Genomic DNA, 26,603 nt, shown 5'->3' on the forward strand with positions numbered 1-26,603 from the left:
TCTTATACAAATTTTTGATTTCTTCATCTTATTTTCATCATAATTTATTCCCTACATCTGTATAATTGTGTATGCTTAAAAAGCACTTATACATAAGAAAGGGGAATGATTTTATGTCTACTTCTCGAATATTTAAATGGATAACGGGTGGTGGTGAAGCGATATTAGCTATTCCAGTTTTAGGAGGAGCAATTGTCATGTCCACCTATTGGACTATCCTTTTAGTGATGCTAGGCTTACACATCACTACTTTAATTCTATCCAATAAAGATCGTGGTGATACGCACGCTAGTATTTTAGGGATTGTCACGTCATGTGTTGCTTGGATCCCATTTGTTGGTTTTGTTATGCATCTGATCACGGCGATTCTTCTTTTAGTGAATGCCGGAAAACGAGATCCTGCAAGCGCAACTGAAATGAACGGTCCGCTATAAGAAAAATGAAGGAACCCTTTTTGTAGATAGGGTTCTTTTCACTTTATCCATGAACCCCTCTATCTTCATTAAGTTGAGAGATTTTATCCATTTCATCAGACGTTAATTCAAAATCAAAAATGTCTGCGTTCGATTCAATACGCTCTTCTTTACTAGACTTCGGAATTGGAATGATTCCACGTTGAACATTCCAACGAAGAATGATTTGAGCGGTGTCTTTGTTGTATTGTTCGGCTAATTCTTTAAGCAATGGGTGATCCGTTAATCTGCCACGCATCAGAGGTGACCATGACTCTAAAACGATTTGATGTGTTTGACAATAGTTTTGAAGTTTTTCTTGAGAAAGAATGGGTGCAGCTCAACTTGGTTTAAGACTGGTTTGATCGTAGCGGTTTTCATTAGCCGTTCAAGATCATCTTCAGAAAAATTACTTACACCTATAGACTTAATCTTACCTTCTTGCACTAATTCTTCAAGGGCACGCCAACTTCCTGCATTGTCCTCTTCTGAACCAGGCCAATGAATTAGAACTAATTCAATTGATTCTAATCCTAGTTTTGCATAACTTGCGAGAACAGCCTGTCTTGTTTTTTCATAACCAAGCTCTGTTTTCCAAACTTTTGTTGTTACATAGATCTCATCCTCCGGTATTCCTTGAACAATCGCTTCACGAATAGCCTCTCCAACCGCCTGCTCATTCTCATACATAGCTGCCGTATCAATTAAACGATAGCCATAGCGAAGTGCTTTATGTACAGATAAGGATGCTTCCTCATCAGTCATTTTGTAAACGCCAAGTCCAAAGACCGGAATATGATGACCATCTGATAAAGGAATCGTTGTTTGCAAAGATGTCATTGGAACACCACCTCAATCAAAATTATTTTTGTCGTTTGTGCTTCCTATCCTCTACATACCCGTTTACTGAAAACATTAACTTAAATACTACTAATTCAATAAAGAAAAGATAATCCCTGCACAAAAAAGAAGACGTAAGCACAATTACTTAACGTCTTCATTCTTGATTTTATTTATCCTGTCCAACCGTTACTTGAGCATAAGTTAAGAAAATAATTCCTACTCCCATATAAATAATAAACAGTGGGATAAAGAACCTAACCCATTTACTCCAACTCACTCCGGCAACAACTAACGCAGCCATAAAATATCCTGAGGTCGGAAATAAGATATGGGCAAAACCATCTCCAAATTGAAAGGCTAAAATAGCTGTTTGCCTAGTCACTCCAACAATATCTGATAGTGGTGCCATAATCGGCATAGTCACAAGTGCCTGACCACTGCCTGATGGAATAAAAAAGTTAATCACCAATTGAACAACCATCATTCCAATTGCACTTAATGTACTAGGTAGCTGACCTACCACTGATCCTAACCCAAAAACAATCGAGTCCATAATTTGACCATCTTCAAGAACAATCGCAACCGATCTAGCAATCCCTATGATTATGGCTCCCATTAATACTTCTCTAAACCCTTCTGTAAATGCTTCACATATCTTTGTGATCGACAATCCTGCAATAAGTCCAACAATGACACCCATAAAGATAAACAATCCTGACATCTCAAGCATAAACCAACCAAGATTCGTCACACCATAAACCACTAAGCCAAAAAAGAAAGGCAGCGTTACTATCGCAATGAGTTGTCTTTTATTCATTCGCTTGGCCGGTTGACTAAGAGCATCCTTAAACGTATGACGCTTGTCTTCATCTTCATGATACGTAAAGCTAGATTCCGGATTACTTTTCACCTTGCGTGCATAACGCATAACATATAAGCTTCCTATAATTACAATCACTATGAGAACGAGCACTCTAAGTCCAAACCCAGAATACGTTTCTAAACCGGATATCTGCTGAGAAATACCAACTGTTCCAGGATTCATGACACCTGCAGTAAAACCTAACGCCGTTGAAATTAACGCTATAGCTGTAGCTGTCATTGAATCGTATCCTAACGAAACACAGAGAGGAATCAAAACCGGTATGTAGACAAGGGCCAATTCAGGCGTTCCAATCGTTGTTGCAACCGTCGCAAACACCGTAATAAGAACAGGAATAATAAGAATACTCTGTTTTTTGAACTTGCGAGCTAATCGATCAACACCTATCTCAATAATATCTGTTCGACGAAGCACCATAAACATGCCACCAATGATAAAGGTAAAAAAGATAATTTCACTGGCATCTTGCATGCCACGTGGTATAGCTAACATAAAATCCATTAATGAAAGCGGAGACGATTCAATCTCAGTAAAGGAGTCAGGGTTGATAGACTCTCTACCGTTTGGTCCATCAACGCGCTCGAATGTACAGCTGGAACGATATACGTCAAAATGGCGGACACACCACTTATAATAAAAAGCAGCACATAGATATGTGGCATGCTCCACCCATTTTTCTTTTTAGTCGTTGTTGTTGAAACCTTTTGTGGCTCCATCCTCACACCCCTTTACGCATAATAGTGTTCATTTTAGCGCAGGTCATTTGAACAAGCATTGTGTAGTTTCAACAAAGGACAAGTCATGTTTTAGCGAATTTGTTACATCTGTTCATGCACACTTTATCTGGTGCATGCTTATTTAATCAGAAGTAGGTCAGATTTTATAACAAGAAAAAAGAATAGGGCAAGAATCGGAGTGGAGTCCGGTTCTTGTCCTAGGTTTAGATGATTGTTATTCCGGTTGTGATACTTCATAAAGAGAGTAGAATCGGCTCTTAGTAGAGGAGCCTGGCTCTTGCTAAGGATGTTTGGCTCTTGTTAAAGAGGTCTGGCTCTTGCTAAAGAGGCCTGGCTCTTGCTAAAGTTACCAGTCTTCTTTGTGAAAAGGACTTAGTTCTTGCTAACAAGCCCAACTTCTTAATGAAGATTACAAAGCTCTTGCTATCGGACTATGTGGCTTGCTGAAAACCGGTTCGGTCTTGAGAATATGGAGATTCCTCTTGCTAACGCACTTTCCGTCTTGATTCACCAAGCCATTTCTCTTGCTAATGGGGCTCCCTCTTGCTCTTAATCCATCACTAACGGCACAACTTTACCCGCATTCACATCAATTAAGCCATGATCTGTTATTTTCAAAGCTGGACTAACAGGAAGTGAAAGTGTGCTCATCGACATAATTGGATTATAGTGCTTGTATCCGAGTTCACGCATTGCTCGGCATAACTCTTCCACACGTTTCGCCAATTTTTCAAGTGGTTCTTCTGTTAAGATGCCTCCGACTGGAAGTGGTACTTTTGCTTGAATCTTGCCTTCCCAGACGACACAGATCCCACCTTGCATGGAAATCACTTCATTTGCAGCCATTTTCATATCTTCGGTGTTCTCGCCAACAAGAAGTAAATTGTGATTATCATGGGAATACGTTGTCGCAACGGCACCGTGTTTTATGATATCGCCTGTAATTAGGCCGTGTGCTCGTGAACCACCTTTTCCATAACGTTCGAAAGTGGCAATTAATAAATGCTCGGTTTCTTGCCATTTCAGAAGTCCGTCATGCACATCAACATTTTCGTGTACTTCAGCTGTAAATGTCGAGCCATCCTGGACTTTCATGACTCTTGTAGGATAGGTGCCATTCTCTTTGTCCACATGTACTTGAAAGTCTTTGTCAGTGAGTGGAGCTAATTTCACACTTTCATAAAAGGCTTCTGGAAATTGTCTGCTGACATCATCAGAATTCTGTTCACTGTTCACTAACTCACCTGTTTTATAAACCGCGGTTAGTTCAAACTGTTCCAAATTAGAAAGCAAACAAAAATCCGCTATTTTACCTGGTGCAATCACACCTCTGTCATGCATTCGCATTCTTTTTGCTGGTGTAAATGTACTCGCATAGATCACATCTTCAGGCGCCATTCCCATTTGCATCGCTTTTTTGACGATTTGGTTTAGGTGCCCTCGCTCTGCTAAGGAGTCGGCCATGACATCATCAGTGATAAAGCAAAAATGTTCACTTACATCCTGCTCACTTAAATACTCGATCACTTCAGGTGTCATTGATTTTTCTTGTATCTCAATGAACATTCCCGCTTCGATTCGAGCTTTTAATCCTTCAATGGTTTGATGAGTATGATCGGAATCAACGCCAGCATAAATCATCTGGTGCAAATCAGTATCAAGTAATTTAGGGACATGACCTTCAATAATCGTCTCTGGATAGTTGGCTCGCATATGCTGAAGCAACCGCTTTGTTTTATTATCGCCTTCAGAGATAACATCGACGTAATTCATAATCTCACCTAAACAGATGATCTTTTCTGTTTGCATTAAGTGATCAATATCCTCTATTTCAATTGCTCCACCCGTTGTCTCCATTGATGTTGCTGGTACAGAGCTCGGAATCGAATAAAACATATCCACTTCACATTGCTCACTCGCCCGAATCATTTCCGTTACTCCGTCAACACCAAAGACATTCGCCATTTCATGAGGCTCTGGAACAATTGTCGTCACACCATTTTGAATTAGCGCTTTTGAAAAAGTTGCTGGTGTCACCATAGTGCTCTCAATATGGAGATGGATATCAATTAAACCAGGAACCATAAACTGCCCGTTACCATCCACATGATGAGTCGCTTGAAAATAGCTTGTCTGCTTGTTGCCAATATAGAAAAATCGACCGTCTTTAATCGCTACATTTGCTAGCTTAAAGACTTTTTCATAACTATTAAATACCTTTACATGTTCGATCAGTGTGTCAATCTGCATAACGATGGGTCCCTCCAGTATTAATCAACAAGTACAAGCTTTTCTTTTGGAAATTGAATGGTAACCTGTTCGCCTGATGCGAAGGCATACTCAGAATCTTGGTTAATCGTAAAGTCACCAAGCACAGTGTTCACGACATATTGATGGCTCCGTCCAAGGAATGTGCTCACTGAAATTTGCCCGTTCACCTGATTCGGCCCAAGTAACTCGCCTTTATGCGGGAGTATGGTTAAGTAGTCAGGACGAATTGCACCAATCATACTTGTTGGACTTGCAGCTTGCTTTGCCTCTGCCACATGAAACTCTAAACCTTGTGCCTTCATGACAAATCCACCCTCAGCTTCTTGTTTGTCAGTGAATGAAATAAAATTCTTAAAGCCAATAAAATCAGCAATAAATTTTGTTTTAGGATAAGAGTAAATCTCAGAAGGCTGATCCAATTGCTCAATGACACCTTTGTTCATGATCGCAACCTGATCAGAAATCGAGAAACATTCTTCTTGGTCATGAGAAACATAAACAGTTGTAATCCCTAATTCTTGTTGAATACGGCGAATTTCTACGCGCATGCTTTCACGTAGATTAGCATCCAGATTACTTAACGGCTCATCGAACAGTAAAAGGTCTGGTTTAATAACAAGCGCTCTAGCAATCGCCACACGTTGTTTTTGTCCACCAGATAGTTCCTGTGGAAAACGTTGCTCATAGCCTGACAAGTTCACAATCTCAAGCATTTCCTGGACAAGCTTTTTTGTCTCAGCCGTAGTTTTTTTACGTAGTCTCAAACCAAAAGCGACATTATCATAAACAGACATGTGCGGAAATAATGCATAGTTTTGAAAAACAAATCCGAAGTTTCGTTTACTCACAGGTACTCGCGTGTAATCTTTATCCTTAAAGGTAAAACGTCCTTCTTTCGCTTCAAGAAAACCTGCAATTAATCGTAAAGTCGTTGTTTTTCCACAACCACTAGGTCCTAGTAATGAAACGAGCTTGCCTTTTTCTATATCAAGGTGGAAATCCTTCAGAATATCCTGCTTCTGATAGGCCACTGAAATGTTATCTAAAGTAAGTAATGCCATTGTGTTTTGCCTCCATTATCGTTTAGTGAAATATGCAATTCCCATTAAGCGTTCAATTAAGAACATCAGACCAGCTGTTAGAATCATTAATAATACTGAAACTGCCGCAATGGTTGGATCAAAGTAGTTCTCAACATAGGTCAGCATCTGAATTGGCAATGTACTGAAACCAGGTCCGGTCATAAATACAGAGATATCTACATTGTTAAAAGATTCAAGGAACGCAATTAGAACAGCTGCAATAATACCTGAACGAATATTCGGTAGTACTATTTTAAAGAATGTTTCTACATGACCTGCTCCTAAACTTAATGCTGCCTCTTCAATCGAAAAGTCAAAGTTAGAAAGACTCGAGGATATCACCCGAATGATAAATGGCAGCATGATAATGGTATGTCCAATAAACAAACCAGCATAAACAGGGATTCCGTACTCGACGATAATATAACGCAAAAACGTAAAACCAAGCACAATTCCGGGTATTAATACCGGTGAGATAAAGACAGCATTTAATAGCTGCTTTCCTTTAAAATCGTAACGACTTAATGCATATGCTGCTGGGATACCAATCAACAAAGCCATAAGGTTCCCTGCAAGTGAAACTAATATAGAAATTTTAAAGGTTTCTAAAAACATCGATACCTTAAAGATATTTTCATACCAATTCAAGGAAAAGCCTTCTGGCGGAAACTTCAGCACACTACCAGGTTCAAAGGAAGTGATTGAGATTATGACCAGTGGTCCGATCAAGAAGACAAAAACCAAAAATGTAACAAGGGATAAGACCCAGTTCTTTTTCATCGCTCACTACCCCCTTGGATTTAATTTCAGTGCGACTTTGTTAATCACCATAATAAATAGTACGGTAACAGCGATCATAATGACGCTGACAATAGATGCTACATGCCAGTCATTTAATGTCACGGCATTTTGATATAAGAATGTTGAAATCACTCGTTGATTGCCTCCAAGTAGTGCTGGAGTTGTATAAGCTGTAAAACTTCCAACAAAGACAAGTGTGCAACCAATCATTAAACCAGGTACACATAATGGCAGCAGGATCTTCCGGAAGATTGTAACTTTCGGAGCTCCTAAGCTCTCAGCAGCCTCAAGCAGATTACGGTCCACATTTTCAAGAACCCCTACTAACGTGACAATCATTAATGGAAGGAACAAATGAATAAGCCCAATATTAACTGCAAGTGGTGTGTACATGATTTCTAGTGGTTCTGATCGCAATCCTACGCCCATTAGGAATTGATTTAACAAACCGTTTCGTCCAAGGATAATCATCCAAGCTAAATGAACGAACAACGGGACTAACTAGCAGCGGGAATACCGCAAGCAAAAGCATAATTGCCTTTGTTCTTGCCCGTAGACCTGAGATAAAATAAGCTGCTGGAAACCCTAAGATAATACAGAATAACGTTGTTAAAAGACTGACGCGAATGGTTGTAAACAAGATTTCCATAAAATAATCATTTTTAAAAAAGTCTAGATACCCCTGGAAAGAAAAGCTGCCTGCATCAGAAAATGTCCAAGCAAATGTTAAGGCCAAAGGTATGATCATAAACAAGGTTAAAAACAACACACCCGGTAATAAAAGAATGTAGATATACTTTTTCTTCACAAAGATCCCTCCTGCGGTACGCTGATTGTGTGGACAAAAAGATTAAGAAACGCATCAGCATCCACTTTAAGACTTACATGGACATTCGGCTGTTGGTCGAGTCTACCTTGGAAATCACACACTGTTTGACCGTCACATAAACGACTTGATGTCTCGATATCTACAAAAAGCTGTTGAGTTGTTACAAGAGCTGGTTGAATAGCTACTGCTACAGCAAGTGGATCATGCATCGCACATGCTTTTACACCATTTCGTTCAATATAACGCGCCATATAATCTGACGTGCTCTGACGAATATATTCACCGTACTTTGTATTATCAAGCTGTTGCAGATGTGCTTCTGTAAGTAGTGCTTTTCTCGTTACGTCTAATCCGACCTGTGTGAGCTTTTTAAATCCAGCTTCTAACACAATTCTCGCAGCCTCTGGATCGACGTACATGTTATACTCCGCAACAGGAGTTACATTACCAATATCATCTACAACTCCACCCATAAAAATGACTTCATCAAGATACGTTGGTAATTCAGGACACTTTTGCAAGGCTTCTGCTAGGTTGGTTAACGGTCCGGTCATAATGAAGGTCAATGGTTGTGTTGATTTTTTTGCAAGCTCAATCATATAATCTGCAGCATAGTCGTTTTCAGGTTTCTTAGTTGGAGTAAACTCGGCAAGAGCGCCACCAATCCCGTCTGCACCATGAATCCGGTGTTCAAAATATGAGGTTCTTACGAGAGGTTGATTGGCACCAGGTACAACAGGAATATGCGATGCACCGGTCATTTCAACAATCTTGCATGTGTTTAATGTTGCTGTTTCTAGAGATACGTTTCCATTAACTGTCGTAATTGCAGCAACATCCACATCATCCGAGTGGATTGCTAGCAGAATGCCCAGTGCATCATCCACACCCGTATCTACATCGATTAGTACCTTCCGACTCATTGCATTCACTCCTAGACAAAATATAGGCGCCCGAATTGACATATCCGGCGCCTATATACCATTTTTAATTACTTAGCGATTTCTTGATTCCAACGCTCAATCCATTTAGCTGAACTTTCATTCACATACGCCATATCTAATTGATTTAATCCTTCAACAACATCTTGACCATACGTGATACCTTCTGCTTCTTCATCCGTTAGCTCAACCGTTGTATTAACAGGAGAGTCAATTTTCGCTTTTGCCGTTGTTTCTTGAATATCATGACTTAATTGAAAGTTAATAAACTCTTCAGCAAGTTCTTTGTTTTTGCTACCTTCAACAATATTAACGGTATTCATAACTGCATATCCGCCCTCTTCTGGAGCCACAAATTCAGCAGAAGGGATTGCTTCTTTGAGATCATTAAAATACATTTCCATAAATGGTCCACCCACAATTTCACCTTGAGCAAACATGTTAACAAAATCAGAGGTTTTGTCGTATTCCTTTACAATGTTAGGAGTGAGCTCTTGCATTTTGGCAAAAGCAGCATCTTCATTAAAAGAATCCTCACCTGCAACTTTGGATGCTGCATCTAAAAACATCGGTCCCGTAGTAGAAGTAATACCAGGAATCGTTAAATTGTTAGCAAGATTCTCATCCCAAAGATCAGCCCACGATGTAATGTCTCCATCTACTTCATCAGCATTATAAGCAATTCCAAATTGACCAATCGTATAAGCTGGACCATACTCTTCCCCTAGTGGAGCTTGAGCAACTTCATAAATCTCTTCTATATTAGGGATGTTGCTACGATCAATCTCTGCAAATAGTCCGTCATTAATTGCTTGTTGCGCATAATAATCAGATAAGTAGACAACATCTACATCAGCTGTACCTTGACGAATTTTATTTAGTCGTTCCGCATTGTTTCCTACATCTAATACAATCTCTACGTTGTGCTCTTCCTCAAATGGAGCATAAACCTCTTCTCTAAAGAAATCCTCTGAGAATCCCCATGTAGAAATCACTAATTTTGTAGGCGAGCCGTTAGAACCTTGTGATTCATCCGATCCTCCACATGCAGTAAGTGCAATTGCTGACAATGCCACAAGAGTTGATGTTCCAAGAATTTTTTTCATTTGATACCCTCCAAATTTTGTTGTGATAACTATAGGGTCCCCAAGCATTCGCTAAAAGTTCCCATAAAAAAAGAAAAAGACACTCTCGCAGAATAATTGTGCATTCTACAAGAGTCCCTTTTCCTTGTATACAAAGAATTGGTTACGCCTGTTTATACTTATTGCGGTTCCTTCTTCAGATAGATCCGAACAAAGAATCCTTATTTTAAAATGATGTTCGTAAATGCCCACTGTGTTCTCGCATCAAAATCACGAAGAACCACATCAATCGAAAGTTCTGTTTGTTCCTGCAGCTTCTGAAGCAACTTCTTCTTATATAGAAGAGATAACTGAAAATCAACTTCTTGTTTTAAGCTAGGTACTTCCCCTTCAAGTGCGGTAGAGCGAGGCGAGCGACGATGCTTCGCTTGAAATGTAATAATTTCATTTTCAACTGTCACTTTCAGTAGAGTTGTGCCAACCCCAAACATTTCCTTTGATACCTCATTATAAAGATGAGCCAGAAGTTTCTTTGTTTCATTAGAATGTAATGTCACACCATCACCTATTATGAAGATAATGAAAATCACTTGCAGGTTCATTATACATAAGATTCTAACGTTCGGCAACACAATGTTCGGATTTATTCAATAAACTTAATACCACATCGTCTATATGAGAGATTTTTTCACCAAAAGACGGAAATTGATATATTTATTCACCTTTATGTATCTCCATACTGCTAAGGTAAGAAAACTGTACATAATGACAACTTTTTCAGTCATAATGACAATAATACTTTACATTATGAACAGGATCACTTACACTGAGATTATCTTAAAGAGAAAGGAACAATAACATGCTACGAAATCGAGTGCGTGAGTTACGCGCAAGGGATCATCTCACACAAGCCGATCTAGCAAACAAAATAGGAGCAACCCGCCAAACCGTCGGAATGATTGAAAAGGCTGATTATGCTCCATCAGTTGCCCTTGCGCTAAAGATCTCTTCAGTTTTTAACGTTGCCTTAGAGGAAGTATTTTGGCTTGAAAGCGAGGATGAGGCAAAATGATCGAAAAAATTGTACGTTCTCCGTTCATGCAGATTGTTTGTGTGTGGATTTTATTTATATGGTTCTACGTGCTAGCAAAACCAATACCAGTCGAAGTTCCTTTTGTTATTTTTATGCTTGTGTTCTTTTTATTACTCACAGCACTTATTATGATTCATAATCAGCGTCATCCTAAACGAAAAATTCGACTCTTCACATTTACACCTTATGAACTACAAGAAGACGACGAAGGACAACAATGGGTGACCAACCGTGCTTCTAGAAAAGTTTATATTATGTATTGGGCTGGAATTCCTATATCAGCTGGAACCATGATTTCGTTCCCGTATTTCCCTGAAGTACCACTAGGCTTGTTACTAATCTTAGCTACAATTCAATACTCCATTATGTGGATTGAAACAAAACGTTATCTAAACTAAATGAATATAGGAGGCACTTATTTATGGGTTATTTAATAGCATATATCTTAGTATTCTTATTTGCCGCCACACCATTTTTTGAAGGAGTAGCCATTATTCCCATTGGAACTGTAGCTGGATTGAATCCCTTTGTTGCAGCTCTAATTGCACTTATTGGGAACATTTTAACCGTTCTACTCGTCATCGTATTTGTTGAACAAATTAAAGCATGGATGGAAAGAAGACGAATTAAAAAAGGAAAACCGGAAAAAACCAAAAAAAACGAACGTGCTCAACGTGTCTTCACAAAATATGGACTTCCAGGACTTTGTTTAATCGGACCAACATTCGGAAGTCATCTCACCGCTTTAGTTGGAATGTCGCTAAGTGGGAGTAAATCAAGAACAGCTATCTGGATGAGTATTTCTCTAACAGTTTGGTGTCTAGCTATGGCACTTGTCTCATTTTATGGACTCGGACATTTAATAGAGGATAACGAGACTTCTAGGATGTTAAGAGATTTTATCGAAAGCTATAACTAAAGAATAAAGACGAGATGGACATGAGGCCCCTCTCGTTTTTATTCGTTCCATAAGATCGAATGAGGAAAAATTCCTTCCCTATTGCTAAAGAGGAGTTTATCTGGCTGAAAGAGCGCGGAGCTTGGCGACACGAGTTGGTTCTTGGTAACGGATTGGCGATCTGGATTAGGAGGTGATGAGGCTTGGTGTCGGGAGTTCATTCTTGCTCCATCCTTGATCCGCCTTGGTTTTGCTCCTTTCTTCTTGCTCCATCCTTGATCCGCCTTGGTTTTGCTCCTTTCTTCTTGCTCCATCCTTGATCCCTCTTGGTTTTGCTCCTTCCTTCTTGCTCCATCCCTAATCCCTCTTGGTTTCGCTGCTCCTTTCTTTCTAAAAACATCCTAGCTCTTGCTAACCTCCTTGCTCTCCCCACAAAAAAAAGGCGGACACCAGTATCTCTGATATCCACCACTCTCCTATTAAAATAAGCCCATATATCTTTTTTTCTTTACTCGGACTGGAGGTTCGGCGTAGATGTTATAGTCTTTAATTAACCTGTCCGCATTTTGTTCAAAGTACACAGCACTTGATCCGTCGCCATGCCTATGCAGAGTGTCAAATGCTTTTGTAAAATCACTACTGCGTGATTTCGAGTTAAGTGCTGATGACATGATGAAATGGACTAGACGATTTTCAATTAGTTGTTCTGAAAATTTACGTGTATATCCACTGACTCTACCCGTAAAGCTTGAGGCATTTAATTGAGCAAGCGCTCCGCCTTTGATTAGCTTGTACAATAATTCTGGTTGCTCAATAATTTCCTTATGACGTTCTGGATGAGCCAAAATTGGTCTGGCACCCGCAAGTTGCAGGTTATACAAGATATCCGAAGCCCGAGGATGTAGAGTTTCGCCACCTAAAACGACTAACATATATTGAGAATTATTTAATGTTAAAATCTCGCCATCATTATAGGCACGAGGAAGATCATCATCGAGATGAATACTTTGTCCAGGAACAACTTGGATGGCGAGATTATGTTCTCTTGCCGTCACATTGAGTTCATTTACTCGGTCTACTATTTCAGTTGGTAAAACACTATCCTTATTTAATCTAAATTCTGGAGCTGCAATAAGAGTTTTGACTCCACTTTCTTCTGATTTTTGCAATAATTTCAACACTTCAGTTCTACTTGGAGATTGTTCATTAAAATCCGGTAAGATATTCACTAAATAATCAATCATAAATGAATACAAGCCTCCTTATTAACTTGTTTTATAGATAGGATGAGCTACCGATTAAAATCTATGTATCTTATATTATAACGAACACTCCGTTCTTCATCAAGAACATAAAGACAAACCCTCCTAAATACCTAGTAATATTCTCTCTTCAGTTTGTTAATGGCACAAAAAAAGTCTTAGAAAGAGGATACTCTTCCTAAGACTTGTTCATTATTTTGTTAGAGCCTGTACGACATCATCTATTTTCATCTGATCAGCAATTGGTCCACTACTGATCCAATGTTTTGGATTAACCGAATAAACTTGATCTTTTTGTACTGCAGGCAAGTCCTTCCATAAGGAGGATTGCTCTACTTCTCCAAAGCTCTCTTGGTCTCGAGATACATCCTCGGACGACCACCAGCACTCCCTGAAGCAACAAAGATAAAATCAGATGAAAGTTCGGGAAGAATCTCCTGAGATACCTCCGCCACCTGTCTCACTTTATCAGTTTGTTCTTGTAATTCAAGAACTATAGGAGCTGGATTTAATTGAAGGTCGTTATACAACATGCCAGCGTAACCCGCATACGTCTGTCCATTCTGTTCAAAGCCGGGAAAGTTTATACGTAAATCACGTGCAGTTGTACGTAAAAATATTACCTCTTTGTCTGTTCCTACAGCTTCTTCAATTTCACTTCGCGCTTCTTCAAGCTGATTATCTACTTCCTCAATGACGGTCATTGCCTTTTCCTCATACCCTAGCTCTGAGCCCATCTGAATGATTGAATCACGCCACTTCTCACGATCATATAAAATGGTTGGAGCTATTTTTGTTAATTCTTTATACGTATTTTCGTCTGTAACATCGGATGTTACTATTAAGTCTGGATTACTTTCAAGAATCGCTTCATAATCGAGCTGTTCTCCCCAAACAGATATTGGTGTATCTCCTAATTGGTCCTCTAGATAATAATCGGATCCAATTGCTGTTGCTAAAACAAGTGGTACCTCAAGGGAGACAAGCATGTCTTCCAAGTTAATAGAAGCAATCCGAGAGACATCTTCTGGAATAACGGTTTCACCATAAGCGTGAGTATTAACTACTTGCTCTTCAACTTCACCTGGTGACTTTTCACTTTCCTCTGTCTCACCTAGATCATTACAAGCACTTAATACAGTCATTATGAGAATAATTGAAAGCCAACCCCATTTATTTAATTGTTTCACTTTAACCCCTCCACGTAAATGATAGAAATTCTCATTTGTTAGTGTATCTGTTTTTTTCTATTAAAAACATGGATTATTGTGCGCTATCAGATGCCAACATATTACGTACAGAGGGTTTCAACAGCTAGATCTACTACCTGCTCATGAGCGTATGGTGAATAATCTAACCAAGGCATTTCTTTAAGCATTTGTACATTTCCCATTTGGACCGCTCGTAACTTCTTCCACTCAGTACTCTGATTAACCGACTGCCAAGTCAGTTGAGAGCTAACATCTTGATCAATGATAAGAAGAATATGATCACCCAAAAACTCACTCAGCTCATGTGTATGGATTACCTTATATAAATCAATATCCTCATAGTTATAAGCAGAGGTTAATCCTAGATCCTCGTAAAGTACAGCTCCTACATTTCTTTTTCCATAAACAACCAAATGACCACACATTACATGTAATAAGGATATACTTTTGCTACCCAACTTTTCTCTTAACTTTAGACGTGTCTTAGATACCTTATCTTGATATCGTTTTAACCAGGCAACAGCCTCTCGTTTTTTACCCGATATCTCGGCTACCTCTTGTAAGTGCTCACGCCATGTTAATTCAAGCCAAGGCAAAATCAAGGTAGGTGCTATTTTTTTAATTTCTACTTTTACTTGGTTTGGAAATATGTCTGGACACAATATCAAACCAGGCTCTGCTGCTCTAAGATGAGTAAGATTCTCCAAGCCAAAGATTTGTTGACATCCGTTTAGAGCGTTTTAGATGAACAGGTATTTGCAGAATCTCTTGTTTGAGATGAAAATCTCTTGTTGAATCAACTGTTGCAACTTGTGGGATCACTCCAAGAGAAAGTAGATGTCCAGTGAACGGAAGTGCAAGAGCAGCCATTGTACTTCTTTTTTCTACTCGATATTGTTTTGGAGAAAGCTTCACACTCTGTTTGAATTTCCGACTAAAATAAAACTCATCTGCATACCCAGCCCCTTCAGCAATAATTTGTATAGCAGCTGATGAGAATAGCAGCTGTTTTTTTGCAGAAGCCATTCGTACGTTTGTTACATATTCATTTGGACTCGCACCAGTGTATTCTTTAAATACTTTAGAAAAATACCAGATACTCAATCCAGCAACCCTTGCCATCTCATCACGTGATATCGGCCGATGATATTCACGATGTATAAATGCAGTAACCCGTTCTAGGTTTGACTTGTTATAATCCTCTATCATATTCATTTCCCTCTCAATTGATAACTTTTATCAACTGTAACATACATCGCTTATATTTTTGTTATACATGATTATTAAATATGGTAAAATTATCATAAAAACAAAAGGGGTCATTTTATGAAGAAAGTTAATTTCACTGCTCGTCTCGTTTTTTGGACGGGTATTACTTGTTTGGTATTAGGACTAATTGTTGCCATTATCTCTGCTTCTATAATTTCTTCATATGGAGAGTTAATGTACTCCATCCCTTCTGGCTTCCTGCAATTTTTAGCTACTGCTTCTCCATTTGCGCTCGTAGGTATTATTCTACTTGGGCTTAGTGAGATGATTGAGCAACAGTCGTTAACCAATCAATTATTAGCCAAAAATTCTGGTGTTGATGTTAAGGCTTATCATACGGAGTTATACAATACCCATTTAACAGAAAAACAGACGCTTAAAGAGCAATATGCGCATGTAGCAACGTCTGAACCAAAAGCGCCAACTCTTAATTATGAGGTGATCAAAAAACGTTTTGATGAAGTGAATTGGTATATAAAAGACACAGATGTTAACTGGGTTTGTCATATTGTTGGGCAATCAGACGAGCGAGTCCATACGATTACAGCGAGTCCATGGCACTATTATTTTGTCGCCGAAACGTCAGGGAATAAGTATCTAATTAAAATCGATCGCGACCTAACAAATACAGCTAAAATCCTCAATTGGCACGACCACTCGAATATGCTTGAATGGTGGCATACCTACAAAACCAAAAACTAATCATTAGTACGCAAAAAAAATCAGTGAGAACTTATCCTCACTGATTTTTTCTATAATTGTGTAGCTTGTTCAGAAAGTGACTCTTCTTCGTTCTCTTTGGCTTTTACTGGCTGATCACGGAAATCTTCTCCTGGTTTAGAACGTTTCATAAAGAAGGAGAGCACAAGTGCAATCAATGCTACAAATACAGTAAGAAGGAATGCATCATTAATCCCTTCAACCGTTGCTTGATTAACTAGATCCTGCCCTGCAAGACCTGATCCTGCAAGCTCCTCAACATGAGTGGTTGTTCTTGTTGACATGATTGTAACAAGAAGAGCAGACCCAATCGCACCTGATACTTGTTGAAGTGTATTATTCATCGCCGTTCCATGTGGATTATAACGAGCTGGAAGCTGATTTAATCCGTTGGTCATAACAGGCATCATCACCATTGACATACCAAACATTCTTGCTGTGTAAAGGAGCATGAGTGTCGTATATGTTGTTTCCATTGTTAATCTGCTAAACATAAACGACGTTAAAATGGTGATTGATAATCCTGTAATAGCTAGTAATCTTGCCCCGTATTTATCAAAAAGCTTACCTGTGATAGGTGACATGATTCCCATTAATAAGGCACCAGGAAGCATTAGCAAACCTGAATCTAGTGGGGAAATCCCTCTAATTGTTTGGACATACATTGGAAGAAGTAGCATTGCACCAAACATCGCCATCATTAATGTAACAGAAATCATTGATGATAAAGCAAACATTGGATATCGATAAATTCGGAACTCAAGCATAGGTACCTCTAGTTTTAATTGACGAAGGATAAAGACAACTAACGCAATCCCACCGGCAATTAATGTAAGATAAACCTCTGGTGTGCCCCAAGCCTTTGTCTCCCGCTGAACCAAAACCATATAACAATCCACCAAATCCAATACTCGATAGGATTACAGACAATCCATCCAGTTTAATCGCAATTGGCTCTTTTTTATCATGTAACAAAAAGACGGCTGTCAGCAGAATAACAACTGCAACAGGAAGTGTGACATAAAATAGCATTTTCCATGAATAGTGCTCAATTAAAAAACCAGATAGTGTTGGACCTATGGCCGGTGCAAAGATCATAACAAGACCAAAAACACCCATCGCAGCCCCTCGTTTTTCAATTGGAAAACCAGTTAATAACACATTCATTAATAATGGCATCATGATGGCTGAACCTGATGCTTGAATGACACGTGCAGATAATAGAACCGGAAAGTTCCAAGAAACAACGGCTAATATCGTCCCAAGTGTAAACAAGCTAATTGCTGTTAAAAATAGACTTCTAACAGTGAATTTCTGAATAAGGAATGCCGTAACCGGTATTAATACCCCATTCACCAGCATATAGCCAGTTGCTAACCATTGAACGGTTGAAGCTGAAATTTCAAAATCTCTCATAATAGATGGTAACGCCACATTAAGTAGTGTTTCATTTAATATCGAGATAAATGCCCCCGCAAGCAAAATTGCAATAATGCCGTAGGGAGGTCGTTTTGTTTCTTCTATTGATGTTGAATTTGACATTTATACCCCTCCATAACAACTGTTCATTTTTTTATACCAGTGTTATACTGAACTTATATTACTCCTGTCATTTCTAAATTGCAACAAGAGAATCTTGCTTTTTTCATGAAAAACTGTGAAACTTTTTAAGGTAGGAAAAGATTATGGAGAGGTGTCAAATGAACAATCGCAGACAGGACGTTATTGAAAGCGCTCATCAAGTTTTCGCAGAGAAAGGGTACCGAGCAGCTTCCATTCAAAACATTCTCGATCGTAGCTCAATATCTAAAGGGACTTTATATAAATACTTTTCATCTAAAAGCGATATCATTTTAGCCGTCTTTAAATGGCTAGCACATAAGATTGAACAAGCTAGAGATGAGCTCATACTTTATCGCGACCCTAAGGACCTTGATACGCTTAAGGAACAGATCAGTATCCAGATAGAACTGCTAGAAACCTACAAAATGTTTTCATTATTCCAGGAGGTTTTTGTCTCAGATGACATTGAGCTTAAACAGTATATTAAACAGCACCAAGCTATACGAATTAAAATGGATACACAGACGATTAACTGATATTTTTGATGAGGAAGCAGCTCCATATTTATTAGACTGCGCAGTCATGATGACCGGTATTCTTCATATGCATTTTAGATATCATTCTGCCACCACACCTAAAACACAAAGAACAAGCAAGGATGTTGTGCATTACTGTATTAATCGGCTAGTGGAATTAGTTCATCAGGTCACAAAGAATAAGGAACAGCTGTTAGATCCACAGCTTCTTGATCAATGGGCTCCAGATCAAATGAAGGAAGAGGATCTTCGTATTGAGACACTCGAGCAATCTTTGTTTAATTTAAAGCAGCTGATATTTAAGCACTCAAGTGAAGACGAACAAAAAAAGCACAAGGAACGGCTGGATTTTCTCAATGAAGAGCTTGTCCAACAAACCGAACCTCGTACTTTTTTAATTGATAGCATAATAGGGTCTCTTACGATTGATGCTAAACCAGAGTGGCAAAAGCAGCTTAGTGAATTTAAAGCAAGCGTTTTAATTTTTCTAAAAGACTCAGATTAAATTCTACAAATCCCAGAAGGTATCAAAGTCCACCTTATAATCCATATCTTGAAGCGTAATGATAATACGTCTTGCGCTTCTCACACTCGGCTCTCTGTCTTCCTTGCAGAGTCTGCGTACGGTTTCACGACTAACTCCACACATATTGGCCATTCGTTGCTGCGTAATCTCATGCTGAGACAAAAATTGTGCAAAAGGAGTCTCAGGTTCTGTTATCTGATACATCAATGCACCTCCGAGTTTTTTCTGTCAATGAATCTTTATGCATTTATTATAACTTGCTTTAAAGCGTAGTTGTCGGGTGAATTGCCTCTTTATAGTTGGGAAAAACGCGATTACATTTTAAAAGAAATGATGTGTTTTTCTTCCTAATTGCATAGAAAAAAAGAGAACGAAGACATCCTTGTCCCGTTCCCTTTATACTAGTTTAACCGTTTTTGAGGATTGGGATAATAAGCTAAAACTTCCTCACTTCAGTTAATGTCGGCATTCCTGTTTGAGCTCCAAATTTAGTCACAGACAATCCTGCAGCATCATTTGCAAACTCAATTGCTTCTGCTAACTCTATTCCACTAGCAAGACAATAGGAAAGAGCTCCGTTAAATGTATCTCCTGCTCCTGTCGTATCAATGACCTCGACATCCCTACCTTGAACAAATCCAGTCACAATATCCCCTTTTTGTTTAAAGCGAACTCCTTCACTTCCTAATGTCACAACAACAGCATCTACCTTCTCTTTTAGTAGGTCCTCGATACCCAACTCCACATTAGACTGTTCTGTCATATGTGCTAGCTCCGTTTCGTTTGGTGTGATGTAATGAACCGCTTGGAGTAATGATTCATTGAGACGCTCAGCCGGTGCTGGCGCAGGATTTAGAATAACCTTTACTGCAGATTCAGCAGCGATCTGGGCTGCATGTTCAACAATCTCCAGTGGAATTTCAAGTTGGAGCACCACGATATCTGCAGATTGAATGATGTCCTTTGCTGCATCAATATGCTCTTTTGTTAAGGCAAAGTTCGCTCCAGGAACAATGATAATTTGATTATCCTCTTCTGAAACCGTGATTTGTGCCATACCCGTTGTTTGTCCTTGAAGTATTTGAACAAATGATGTATCAATTTGTTCATCCTGTAGGTGCTTGAGCAATGCTTGACCTGAATGGTCATCTCCTACAGCACCAATCATACTTACCTCGGCGCCAAGTCTGGCAGCTGCTACTGCTTGATTAGCTCCTTTTCCACCTGGAAGTTGATCAAAGCTCTCACCTGAGATGGTTTCACCTTTTTGGGGAAATCGGCTTGATCTCGTGACCATATCCATATTAATACTTCCTATGACAACTACTTTTGGTTTATTTGTTAACATGTATCAGTCACCCGCTTTTTCTGTTCGTTTCCTCTAGTTAGACCCATAAAGAATATCATATTCTGTAGGTTCTGCCTAATTGGGTGTTGGTTTCATCGTCCTGTCACATAGAGTCCGTTAATACCTGCTCATTATCTGCTAAAATAGGTTGGATGTACTTTTTATGAGGTGGCGTATGAAACGAAAAATAGCTGTTCTTGTTTTATTTCTTATATTTGGAGTATTGGTCTATTTGAATCGATTTGATTTAGTCGATTGGATTCGCGATTATGGGCAACGCTCGGTTATTCTAACCACTATTGCCGCGACGTTATTTGCCTTATTTCCTGTTATTCCGTATCCGATTATTGGCGCATTACTCGGAGTGATGTACGGGCCGGCACTTGGGAGCCTTGTCACTTGGATTGGTTCATCCATTGCGTCCATTATTATGTTTATCGCCATTCGTTTTGGCTTTCAGGATTGGGGACGGAAGGTAATTACTCGTTATCAATCATTAGACAAAATTACAGCGTTATTCGAACGAAATGCATTTATGACGATTTTTATCAGTCGTATGGTACCTGTGATTCCTTCAATTGTTGCAAATTCTTATTTTGCTTTAAGCCGAGTATCATTAGGCGTCTATTCCATCGCATCAACAATCGGAAAAATTCCTTCAATGATTCTGTTCGCAACAGTAGGTAGCACGCTACTAAACAACCCAGGCGACCTTTTATTTGTGGGGTTATACTATGTTGGATTTTTACTGGTTGTTTACAGTTGCTATCGAATGTGGACAAGAAGGGGAAGATGATCGGCTATCGTTAACCGCTTCTAGATAAGCAGAGAAATTAGCGTGGTTGATTTAGGCACATCCTTAGACATGTCAGCAGTCATCAGATTCTGATTACACTGTTTGAATGAAGCTCTATCAGAGCGGACGGGATGGGGCCGACTCCGAGGGGATGTACGGGCAGGCTTGAAATACACTGGCATAGCCAGTTTAGTTCAAGGCCCGCCCCCGGAAAGCGTGCCCCATCCCGGGAGCGGATGTATAAGGACCCACACTTTGCTAAAGGCCCGTACTGCTATAAGTAGCAGTACGGGCCTTATTTTCCTATAGGAAGAGGGAGCTACTAATGGGTTTCGAGATACTCCCTCTCTCATTACTCTTGATCTAATTTCAAAAGCGTCCTGTAGAGAATGGTGGTTGAAATCTTCACATCTTCTGGTGTGGTCCATTCTTTTGGATTGTGGCTGATTCCATTTTGAGAACGTGCGAATATCATACCCATTGGCCACTTGCCTGTGAATTGCATACCGTCATGTCCCGCTCCGCTTGGTAACGTTACTGGTCCGATTCCCTCTTCTTCTAAACTAGCTTCGATCGCTTGCTGAATCGTTTCAGAGCAAGGAGCTTGGAGAAATCCTCTGCATCTCCTCAATCTCTAGTTCAAGTTGACGCTCACTCGCAATATGTTCAGCGACCTGTCGAATATCTGCTTCCGCTTGATCTCGAACGGATTCTTGCACATGTCTGAGATCGATGGTCCATTCACTATATCCAGGGATCACATTTGTGCCACCCGGCTTAGCTAAAATTTGCCCAACTGTTGCAACTAACTCTGGATATTTGTTTGCAATGCGTTCAATTTCTGCAATGATCAGACTCGCACCGACTAGCGTGTCACGCCGTTGATTCATCGGAGTAGCACCTGCATGACCAGCCTCACCTGTTAGTTTCATACGTAACCAGGCATGGACCAGCAATCCCGCTAACAATGCCTGCTGCTATATTAGCTGACTCAAGGATTTTTCCTTGTTCAATGTGTAGCTCTAGGTAGGCTTTTATATTTTCAAGCTTTGCCTCCCCAAAAGCATTTGGATCATAACCTTGCTGCTTCATTGCTTCATAAATACTGACACCATCTGCATCCGTCTTTTGTAATTGTTCTGCTGTTAAAATACCCGCAACAGCTCTGCTTCCAATCATACCAAGACCAAACCGCGATCCTTCTTCATCTTTAAAAGCCATCACTTTGACTGTATGCGTTAGCTCTTTGCCTTGTTCCTGCAGGCTTTCTAATACCTCGATTCCTGCAAGAACACCTAATGGCCCGTCAAAATTCCCTCCATTTGGTACACTATCAACGTGTGAGCCAATTAATAATGTATCCTCTTTGGTTCCTTTTTTAATGCCATACAGATTTCCTACTGAATCATAGCCGGTTGTCAGACCAGCTTCTTCCATATACGTTCTCACCTGCTCATTCGCAGCCGCTTCAAGATCAGTGTAGGAGTATCTTGTGACTCCACCGTCATCCGTTTTTCCTATTTCGGATAGTTCCTTAAGTCTAATCCAGATTCGTTCCCCATTAATCATTTGATTTTCCCTTCTTTCCTTTTAACGTAAATTGAAAGTGGCATACGCCTTCTTTTATTACATATTGATCATGCTCTACTTCGATGTCTGGATTAAATCCTTTTGCTACTGCTGGGTCAATCATCTCACAGTACAGAATTCCGTATTCACCCATTTCATCATCTACCCATTGCTGACCAAACGGACATTTAGTAAATGTTTGGTCAATATTACCTTCCGTGAACACATTTTCAAATTCAAACAGATCACTTCTGCCCATATCATAATTTGGAAGATATTGTTCCAGGTCATTCGCATAGCCCATATGTTTAGCGCGTTTCGCTATTCCCTGTCCTCTCACTTCACCGAATGTTCGGACACCTTCACGAACAGCATGCTTGCCAGCTTCTCCATAATGATCAACAATCTCTTTGGTGACGTGAGCAAACAATTGGGCCATCCATGGATAAATGGACTGCTGATCTAGTTCCAAACCTTTTGTTGCTACGGTGTGATTAGGAAGATACGATGCAAGACAATGAATTTCTCCTTCAAACGTTGCTTGATCAGAGATGAGCTTGGCACGTGCCAAGCCAAACGCTTCTATTCCATTTCTTATAAAACTTTTGGCCCCTTCCCCAAATTCTTTTGTAATTGCCGACTCCAAATGTGTGATAAGCTTTGCCGTGATCGAATACATTGAGAGTGTAGGCAACGGTTGTCGATTTGTTGACATATGCATTCTACCTCCTCATCAAATATGAACTTTTTCTATCTACCCAGTGTATCATGGGACTCAAATAAACATAAAAAAAACCGTCTTAGCATTCAGACGGTTCATTCATTGTTTGGACATGTTTCCTCATCACGTAAATGTCCAGAGCGATTTACTTTTGTATCCAGATACGCTTTATTAAATTCAGAGACATCGCCCCATAAAGGAGTTCTCCCTAATACCGGCAATCCCGCGTTTCTAAGTGCTTCCAACTTCTTTGGATTATTTGTGATTAAGGTCACTGGTTTTGATCGTAATGTTTTGAGTACTTTAATGACATCATCATAATTTCTTGAATCATCAACAAATCCAAGAGCCTGATTCGCTTCTACCGTGTCGTATCCATTTTCCTGAAGGATATAGGCCATTGCTTTACTAAACAAACCAATTCCTCTTCCTTCGTGGTTTGCTAAATAAAATAGGGCCCCCGTCCCGTGTTCAGCAATCATCTTCATCGATTGTTTTAATTGAAACCCACAATCGCATCTTTTACTTCCAAATATATCTCCAGTATGACAGATCGAATGCATTCGAATAATTGCATCCTCATCAAAAGAAAAATCGCCATACGTTAGAACACTCGATTGTTGGAATTCAGCTAAGTTTTCGGAGGATAATTTCTCGAGCATGCGATCAAAATCCTCTGTGACCTCTTGGCAATGTAACCAGCAATACCATTGAAACGTAACGGTTTCACCATATAAGTTAACAGGCAATTGAATGGGTCCAACTAGATAAATCGCCCCTTCATCTAAAGGGATCATTTGAATTTTTTCTTCTATACGTGAAAGACCTTTAACATCTATTTTCATTTCAGTCATGGTAGATACCCCTTTGTTATTATCATGTCTCATTATACTTTTTTTATAAACGGTACTGTTATCATATGCCCTGATCATCAGATTAGATAGTAGCCACTTTGATGTACCTTAGTATAAAAAAAGATACTAAATCAAAAAAGAACCCCATTTCCTTATGGGGCATTTCGATTTATCGGTTTTTTTAACCCTAGATGCTCTCTTAGATTAGAACCTGAGTAATCCGTTCGAACAAGTCCTCTCTCCTGCAGAATAGGCACAACTTTTCCAACAAAATCTTCAAGTCCACTTGGTAGCAAAGGAATCTGTAGCATAAATCCATCTGCTGCCTCTTCTGTGATCCATCGCTCCATGGCATCGGCTACTTGTTCTGCGGTGCCAACAAATTCATCCTTTCGTGCCGAATTCGTTAGCCTGCCATATAATTCACCTACAGTAAGTTGTTCTGTTTCAATTATTTTTTTCATTTCATCAAATTGACTTTGGATGCCGTTGACTTCTGGAAAGACAACTTCACTTGCTGGAGTATCATTGGAATACGGTGAAAAATCAACATTACCCATATAACCAGACAAAAAGCGCAAACCAACATCAACTGGTACAAGATCTTGTAACTCCTGATGCTTCTTAATGGCCTCTTCTTCCGTATCTCCGATGATAGGAGCAATCGCATGCAAAATGAGAAGATCCTCTTGCTGTCTTCCAAATTCATTTAGCCTGTCCTTTAACTCGCGATAAAAAGCTTTTGCACCTTCAATATTGTCTTTATGGGCAAATACAACTTCTGCCGTTCTTGCCGCAAGTTGCTGACCGTCAACGGAAGATCCTGCCTGAATAATAACTGGTTGTCCTTGGTCTGAGCGGGCAATATTAAGCGGCCCCTTCACTTGGAAAAAGTCGCCTTTATAATGAAGTTCATGAACCTTCTCTTTGTCATAGAAGCTGCCTGTCTCTTTATTATAGGAAAAAGCATCGTCTTCCCAAGAATCCCAAAGCCCTTGCACAACGTCTATAAACTCCTCAGCGCGATGATATCGCTCACGATGAGTGTAGTGGTCATGCCTGCTAAAATTTTGACCCGTTTCACCCGTTGCATCACCAGTCGTCACCATATTCCATCCTACTCTTCCCTTTGAAAGCATATCAACTGATGCAACTTGGCGTGCTAAATTATATGGTTCGTTGTAGGAAGTGGAAGCTGTAGCACCTAAACCTATATGTGTTGTAGCAGTCGCCATTGCTGTGATCAGGATGAGTGGATCAAACCGGTTTAGAATATTTGGATGGGAATCGTGATTAATTGCTAAGCTATCCGCAATAAAGGCTATATCAAATCGCCCTTTTTCTGCAAGCTGTGCTAAGTGTTGATAATAGGAAACGTCAATGCTTGAACTTGGCTGAGCTGTTGGGTGACGCCAAGAGGCAACATGCATACCTGTACCAATTAAGTACGCAGCCAGTTTCATTTGCTTTTTCTCGCCCATCTTAATAGGTCTCCTTATACGTACTCAGCTCTTCAAGCGTAATAAATGTAGGGAGATAGTTGCCATCATACGTCTCTTCAATAAAGTTTGCCGTCTCATCACTTTGATAGATATCAATAATCGTTTGAAAAGCTGGCTGATCCTTGTTCTCCTCAAGTGTTGCAATGATATTGATATAGGGCTTCGCTGTCGCGTCTTCATGAATCACCGCATCATCAAGCATTAAATTAGCTTGAAGAGCCACACCATTATTAATAATTGCCGCATCTAAGTCTTCCATCACACGTGGCGCACTTGCTCCATCAACAGGCACAAATTCAAGATTTTTAGGATTTTCCTTTACCTTGTCCGCGCCCCCATTTCCATCAAAATCATCAACCAATTTAATGAGTCCTTCAGATTGTAACAATGCCAAAGCTCTTCCCCAATTGGAACTGTCGTTTGGAAGTGCCACTGTTGATCCATCAGCAAGTTCACTTATTTCTGTTATCGTGTCGGAATACATCCCAAGTGGTGCAATAATGGTGGTAGCAATAGGCACAATATTTGTTTCATTTGCTTCATTAAAAAGATCTAGATACGCAATGTGTTGAAACGCATTGATATCAATATCCCCTTCAACTAGAATTTGATTGGGGTCCACCGTCGCATCAAGCTCTACTAGCTCCAGATCAACCCCTTCTTCTTCTGCCTTTTCTTGAATATAGGTCCACGTTTTTTCCTCAGAATTCCGAATCCCTACTTTTACCGTTTCATCATTCTGACCAGAAGACACAGAGCAGCCTCCAAGAAAAATACCAAAAGCTATACCTACAACGACTAGCCTTTTCAT

At 39.6% G+C, this 26,603-nt stretch carries 29 protein-coding genes and 3 pseudogenes; 8 read left to right on the forward strand and 24 right to left on the reverse strand.

The window, feature by feature from the left end:
* The first annotated feature begins 113 nt into the window (after positions 1–113).
* Positions 114–434, forward strand: coding sequence for a hypothetical protein (locus NDM98_RS09800; protein WP_251606905.1), 321 nt, complete (start codon positions 114–116; stop codon positions 432–434).
* A gap of 43 nt (positions 435–477) precedes the next feature.
* On the opposite strand, the pseudogene NDM98_RS09805 reads toward NDM98_RS09800, so the two are convergent.
* The 9 genes and pseudogenes from NDM98_RS09805 to NDM98_RS09845 all read right to left on the reverse strand — a co-directional run bounded on the left by NDM98_RS09805 (position 478) and on the right by NDM98_RS09845 (position 10,526).
* Positions 478–1,292, reverse strand: a pseudogene (locus NDM98_RS09805) (aldo/keto reductase).
* Positions 1,293–1,461: 169 nt separating this feature from the next.
* A complete protein-coding gene (locus tag NDM98_RS09810) occupies positions 1,462–2,847 on the reverse strand; it encodes a YfcC family protein (RefSeq protein ID WP_251606908.1) in 1,386 nt (461 codons plus the stop codon).
* Between the two features lie 617 nt (positions 2,848–3,464).
* On the reverse strand, positions 3,465–5,165 hold the full coding sequence (locus tag NDM98_RS09815; RefSeq protein ID WP_251606911.1) for an adenine deaminase C-terminal domain-containing protein: 1,701 nt from the start codon (positions 5,163–5,165) through the stop codon (positions 3,465–3,467).
* A 20-nt stretch (positions 5,166–5,185) separates the two neighbouring features.
* The gene (locus NDM98_RS09820) at positions 5,186–6,247 is read right to left on the reverse strand and encodes an ABC transporter ATP-binding protein (protein WP_251606913.1); all 1,062 of its coding nucleotides are present in this window, start codon (positions 6,245–6,247) and stop codon (positions 5,186–5,188) included.
* A gap of 15 nt (positions 6,248–6,262) precedes the next feature.
* Entirely contained in the window at positions 6,263–7,048 is a 786-nt protein-coding gene (locus NDM98_RS09825) for an ABC transporter permease (protein ID WP_251606915.1), read from the reverse strand.
* Positions 7,049–7,054: 6 nt separating this feature from the next.
* Positions 7,055–7,877, reverse strand: a pseudogene (locus NDM98_RS09830) (ABC transporter permease).
* Complete coding sequence (locus tag NDM98_RS09835) at positions 7,874–8,821, reverse strand: nucleoside hydrolase (RefSeq protein ID WP_251606917.1); 948 nt, start codon at positions 8,819–8,821, stop codon at positions 7,874–7,876. The pseudogene NDM98_RS09830 and the gene NDM98_RS09835 overlap by 4 nt, the downstream one beginning before the upstream one ends.
* A 68-nt stretch (positions 8,822–8,889) precedes the next feature.
* Positions 8,890–9,945: an ABC transporter substrate-binding protein gene (locus tag NDM98_RS09840; protein WP_251606919.1), complete on the reverse strand. Its 1,056-nt coding sequence runs from the start codon at positions 9,943–9,945 to the stop codon at positions 8,890–8,892.
* Positions 9,946–10,145: 200 nt separating this feature from the next.
* A complete protein-coding gene (locus NDM98_RS09845) occupies positions 10,146–10,526 on the reverse strand; it encodes a DUF2294 domain-containing protein (RefSeq protein WP_251606921.1) in 381 nt (126 codons plus the stop codon).
* 257 nt (positions 10,527–10,783) lie between these two features.
* On the opposite strand from NDM98_RS09845, the gene NDM98_RS09850 reads away from it, so the two are divergent.
* Genes NDM98_RS09850 through NDM98_RS09860 form a run of 3 tightly spaced genes read left to right on the forward strand, consistent with a single transcriptional unit; the run spans position 10,784 to position 11,936 of the window.
* Positions 10,784–10,996: a helix-turn-helix transcriptional regulator gene (locus NDM98_RS09850; RefSeq protein ID WP_251606923.1), complete on the forward strand. Its 213-nt coding sequence runs from the start codon at positions 10,784–10,786 to the stop codon at positions 10,994–10,996.
* Positions 10,993–11,415 carry a hypothetical protein gene (locus NDM98_RS09855; RefSeq protein ID WP_251606926.1) on the forward strand — a complete coding sequence of 141 codons (423 nt, stop codon included), beginning with the start codon at positions 10,993–10,995 and terminating at the stop codon, positions 11,413–11,415. The genes NDM98_RS09850 and NDM98_RS09855 overlap by 4 nt, the downstream gene beginning before the upstream one ends.
* Before the next feature lie 23 nt (positions 11,416–11,438).
* Complete coding sequence (locus tag NDM98_RS09860; RefSeq protein WP_251606928.1) at positions 11,439–11,936, forward strand: small multi-drug export protein; 498 nt, start codon at positions 11,439–11,441, stop codon at positions 11,934–11,936.
* Positions 11,937–11,974: 38 nt separating this feature from the next.
* Here the strand turns inward: NDM98_RS09860 and NDM98_RS09865 are convergent, their stop codons facing one another.
* The 5 genes from NDM98_RS09865 to NDM98_RS09885 form a co-directional block, all read right to left on the reverse strand.
* Positions 11,975–12,229 carry a hypothetical protein gene (locus NDM98_RS09865; protein ID WP_251606930.1) on the reverse strand — a complete coding sequence of 85 codons (255 nt, stop codon included), beginning with the start codon at positions 12,227–12,229 and terminating at the stop codon, positions 11,975–11,977.
* 165 nt (positions 12,230–12,394) lie between these two features.
* Positions 12,395–13,159 carry a tyrosine-protein phosphatase gene (locus tag NDM98_RS09870; protein ID WP_251606932.1) on the reverse strand — a complete coding sequence of 255 codons (765 nt, stop codon included), beginning with the start codon at positions 13,157–13,159 and terminating at the stop codon, positions 12,395–12,397.
* Between the two features lie 350 nt (positions 13,160–13,509).
* Positions 13,510–14,367: an ABC transporter substrate-binding protein gene (locus NDM98_RS09875; protein ID WP_251606934.1), complete on the reverse strand. Its 858-nt coding sequence runs from the start codon at positions 14,365–14,367 to the stop codon at positions 13,510–13,512.
* Between the two features lie 101 nt (positions 14,368–14,468).
* A complete protein-coding gene (locus tag NDM98_RS09880; protein ID WP_251606936.1) occupies positions 14,469–15,056 on the reverse strand; it encodes an ABC transporter substrate-binding protein in 588 nt (195 codons plus the stop codon).
* Positions 15,057–15,072: 16 nt separating this feature from the next.
* Entirely contained in the window at positions 15,073–15,597 is a 525-nt protein-coding gene (locus tag NDM98_RS09885) for a helix-turn-helix transcriptional regulator (RefSeq protein WP_251606937.1), read from the reverse strand.
* A 117-nt stretch (positions 15,598–15,714) separates the two neighbouring features.
* On the opposite strand from NDM98_RS09885, the gene NDM98_RS09890 reads away from it, so the two are divergent.
* Positions 15,715–16,359, forward strand: a complete 645-nt coding sequence (locus tag NDM98_RS09890; protein WP_251606939.1) for a hypothetical protein — start codon at positions 15,715–15,717, stop codon at positions 16,357–16,359.
* A 50-nt stretch (positions 16,360–16,409) separates the two neighbouring features.
* Here NDM98_RS09890 and NDM98_RS09895 read toward each other — a convergent pair.
* Positions 16,410–17,919 (reverse strand): annotated as a pseudogene (locus NDM98_RS09895) (MDR family MFS transporter).
* Between the two features lie 158 nt (positions 17,920–18,077).
* On the opposite strand from NDM98_RS09895, the gene NDM98_RS09900 reads away from it, so the two are divergent.
* Positions 18,078–18,476, forward strand: a complete 399-nt coding sequence (locus NDM98_RS09900; protein WP_251606940.1) for a TetR/AcrR family transcriptional regulator — start codon at positions 18,078–18,080, stop codon at positions 18,474–18,476.
* The gene (locus tag NDM98_RS09905; protein ID WP_251606941.1) at positions 18,400–18,981 is read left to right on the forward strand and encodes a hypothetical protein; all 582 of its coding nucleotides are present in this window, start codon (positions 18,400–18,402) and stop codon (positions 18,979–18,981) included. The genes NDM98_RS09900 and NDM98_RS09905 overlap by 77 nt, the downstream gene beginning before the upstream one ends.
* A gap of 3 nt (positions 18,982–18,984) precedes the next feature.
* Here the strand turns inward: NDM98_RS09905 and NDM98_RS09910 are convergent, their stop codons facing one another.
* A complete protein-coding gene (locus tag NDM98_RS09910) occupies positions 18,985–19,206 on the reverse strand; it encodes a helix-turn-helix transcriptional regulator (protein WP_251606943.1) in 222 nt (73 codons plus the stop codon).
* Positions 19,207–19,438: 232 nt separating this feature from the next.
* Entirely contained in the window at positions 19,439–20,350 is a 912-nt protein-coding gene (gene rbsK / locus NDM98_RS09915) for a ribokinase (RefSeq protein ID WP_251606945.1), read from the reverse strand.
* Positions 20,351–20,525: 175 nt separating this feature from the next.
* Between rbsK and NDM98_RS09920 the strand changes: the two genes are divergently transcribed.
* A complete protein-coding gene (locus tag NDM98_RS09920) occupies positions 20,526–21,146 on the forward strand; it encodes a TVP38/TMEM64 family protein (RefSeq protein ID WP_251606948.1) in 621 nt (206 codons plus the stop codon).
* A gap of 352 nt (positions 21,147–21,498) precedes the next feature.
* On the opposite strand, the gene NDM98_RS24005 is transcribed toward NDM98_RS09920, so the two are convergent.
* The 7 genes from NDM98_RS24005 to NDM98_RS09945 all read right to left on the reverse strand — a co-directional run bounded on the left by NDM98_RS24005 (position 21,499) and on the right by NDM98_RS09945 (position 26,603).
* Complete coding sequence (locus NDM98_RS24005; RefSeq protein WP_307728770.1) at positions 21,499–21,777, reverse strand: M20/M25/M40 family metallo-hydrolase; 279 nt, start codon at positions 21,775–21,777, stop codon at positions 21,499–21,501.
* Positions 21,737–22,036 carry a peptidase dimerization domain-containing protein gene (locus NDM98_RS24010; RefSeq protein WP_307728771.1) on the reverse strand — a complete coding sequence of 100 codons (300 nt, stop codon included), beginning with the start codon at positions 22,034–22,036 and terminating at the stop codon, positions 21,737–21,739. Before NDM98_RS24010 ends, NDM98_RS24005 begins: the two co-directional genes overlap by 41 nt.
* A gap of 25 nt (positions 22,037–22,061) precedes the next feature.
* Positions 22,062–22,715, reverse strand: a complete 654-nt coding sequence (locus tag NDM98_RS24015; protein WP_307728772.1) for a hydantoinase/carbamoylase family amidase — start codon at positions 22,713–22,715, stop codon at positions 22,062–22,064.
* On the reverse strand, positions 22,708–23,430 hold the full coding sequence (locus NDM98_RS09930; RefSeq protein WP_251606951.1) for an L-2-amino-thiazoline-4-carboxylic acid hydrolase: 723 nt from the start codon (positions 23,428–23,430) through the stop codon (positions 22,708–22,710). Before NDM98_RS09930 ends, NDM98_RS24015 begins: the two co-directional genes overlap by 8 nt.
* 101 nt (positions 23,431–23,531) lie before the next feature.
* The gene (locus NDM98_RS09935; RefSeq protein WP_251606954.1) at positions 23,532–24,290 is read right to left on the reverse strand and encodes a GTP cyclohydrolase II; all 759 of its coding nucleotides are present in this window, start codon (positions 24,288–24,290) and stop codon (positions 23,532–23,534) included.
* Positions 24,291–24,442: 152 nt separating this feature from the next.
* Positions 24,443–25,771, reverse strand: coding sequence for an LLM class flavin-dependent oxidoreductase (locus NDM98_RS09940; RefSeq protein ID WP_251606957.1), 1,329 nt, complete (start codon positions 25,769–25,771; stop codon positions 24,443–24,445).
* Position 25,772: 1 nt separating this feature from the next.
* Entirely contained in the window at positions 25,773–26,603 is an 831-nt protein-coding gene (locus NDM98_RS09945) for a MetQ/NlpA family ABC transporter substrate-binding protein (RefSeq protein WP_251606960.1), read from the reverse strand.

Origin of the sequence: Alkalicoccobacillus plakortidis, assembly GCF_023703085.1 — a bacterium.
GTDB classification, from domain to species: domain Bacteria; phylum Bacillota; class Bacilli; order Bacillales; family Bacillaceae_D; genus Alkalicoccobacillus; species Alkalicoccobacillus plakortidis.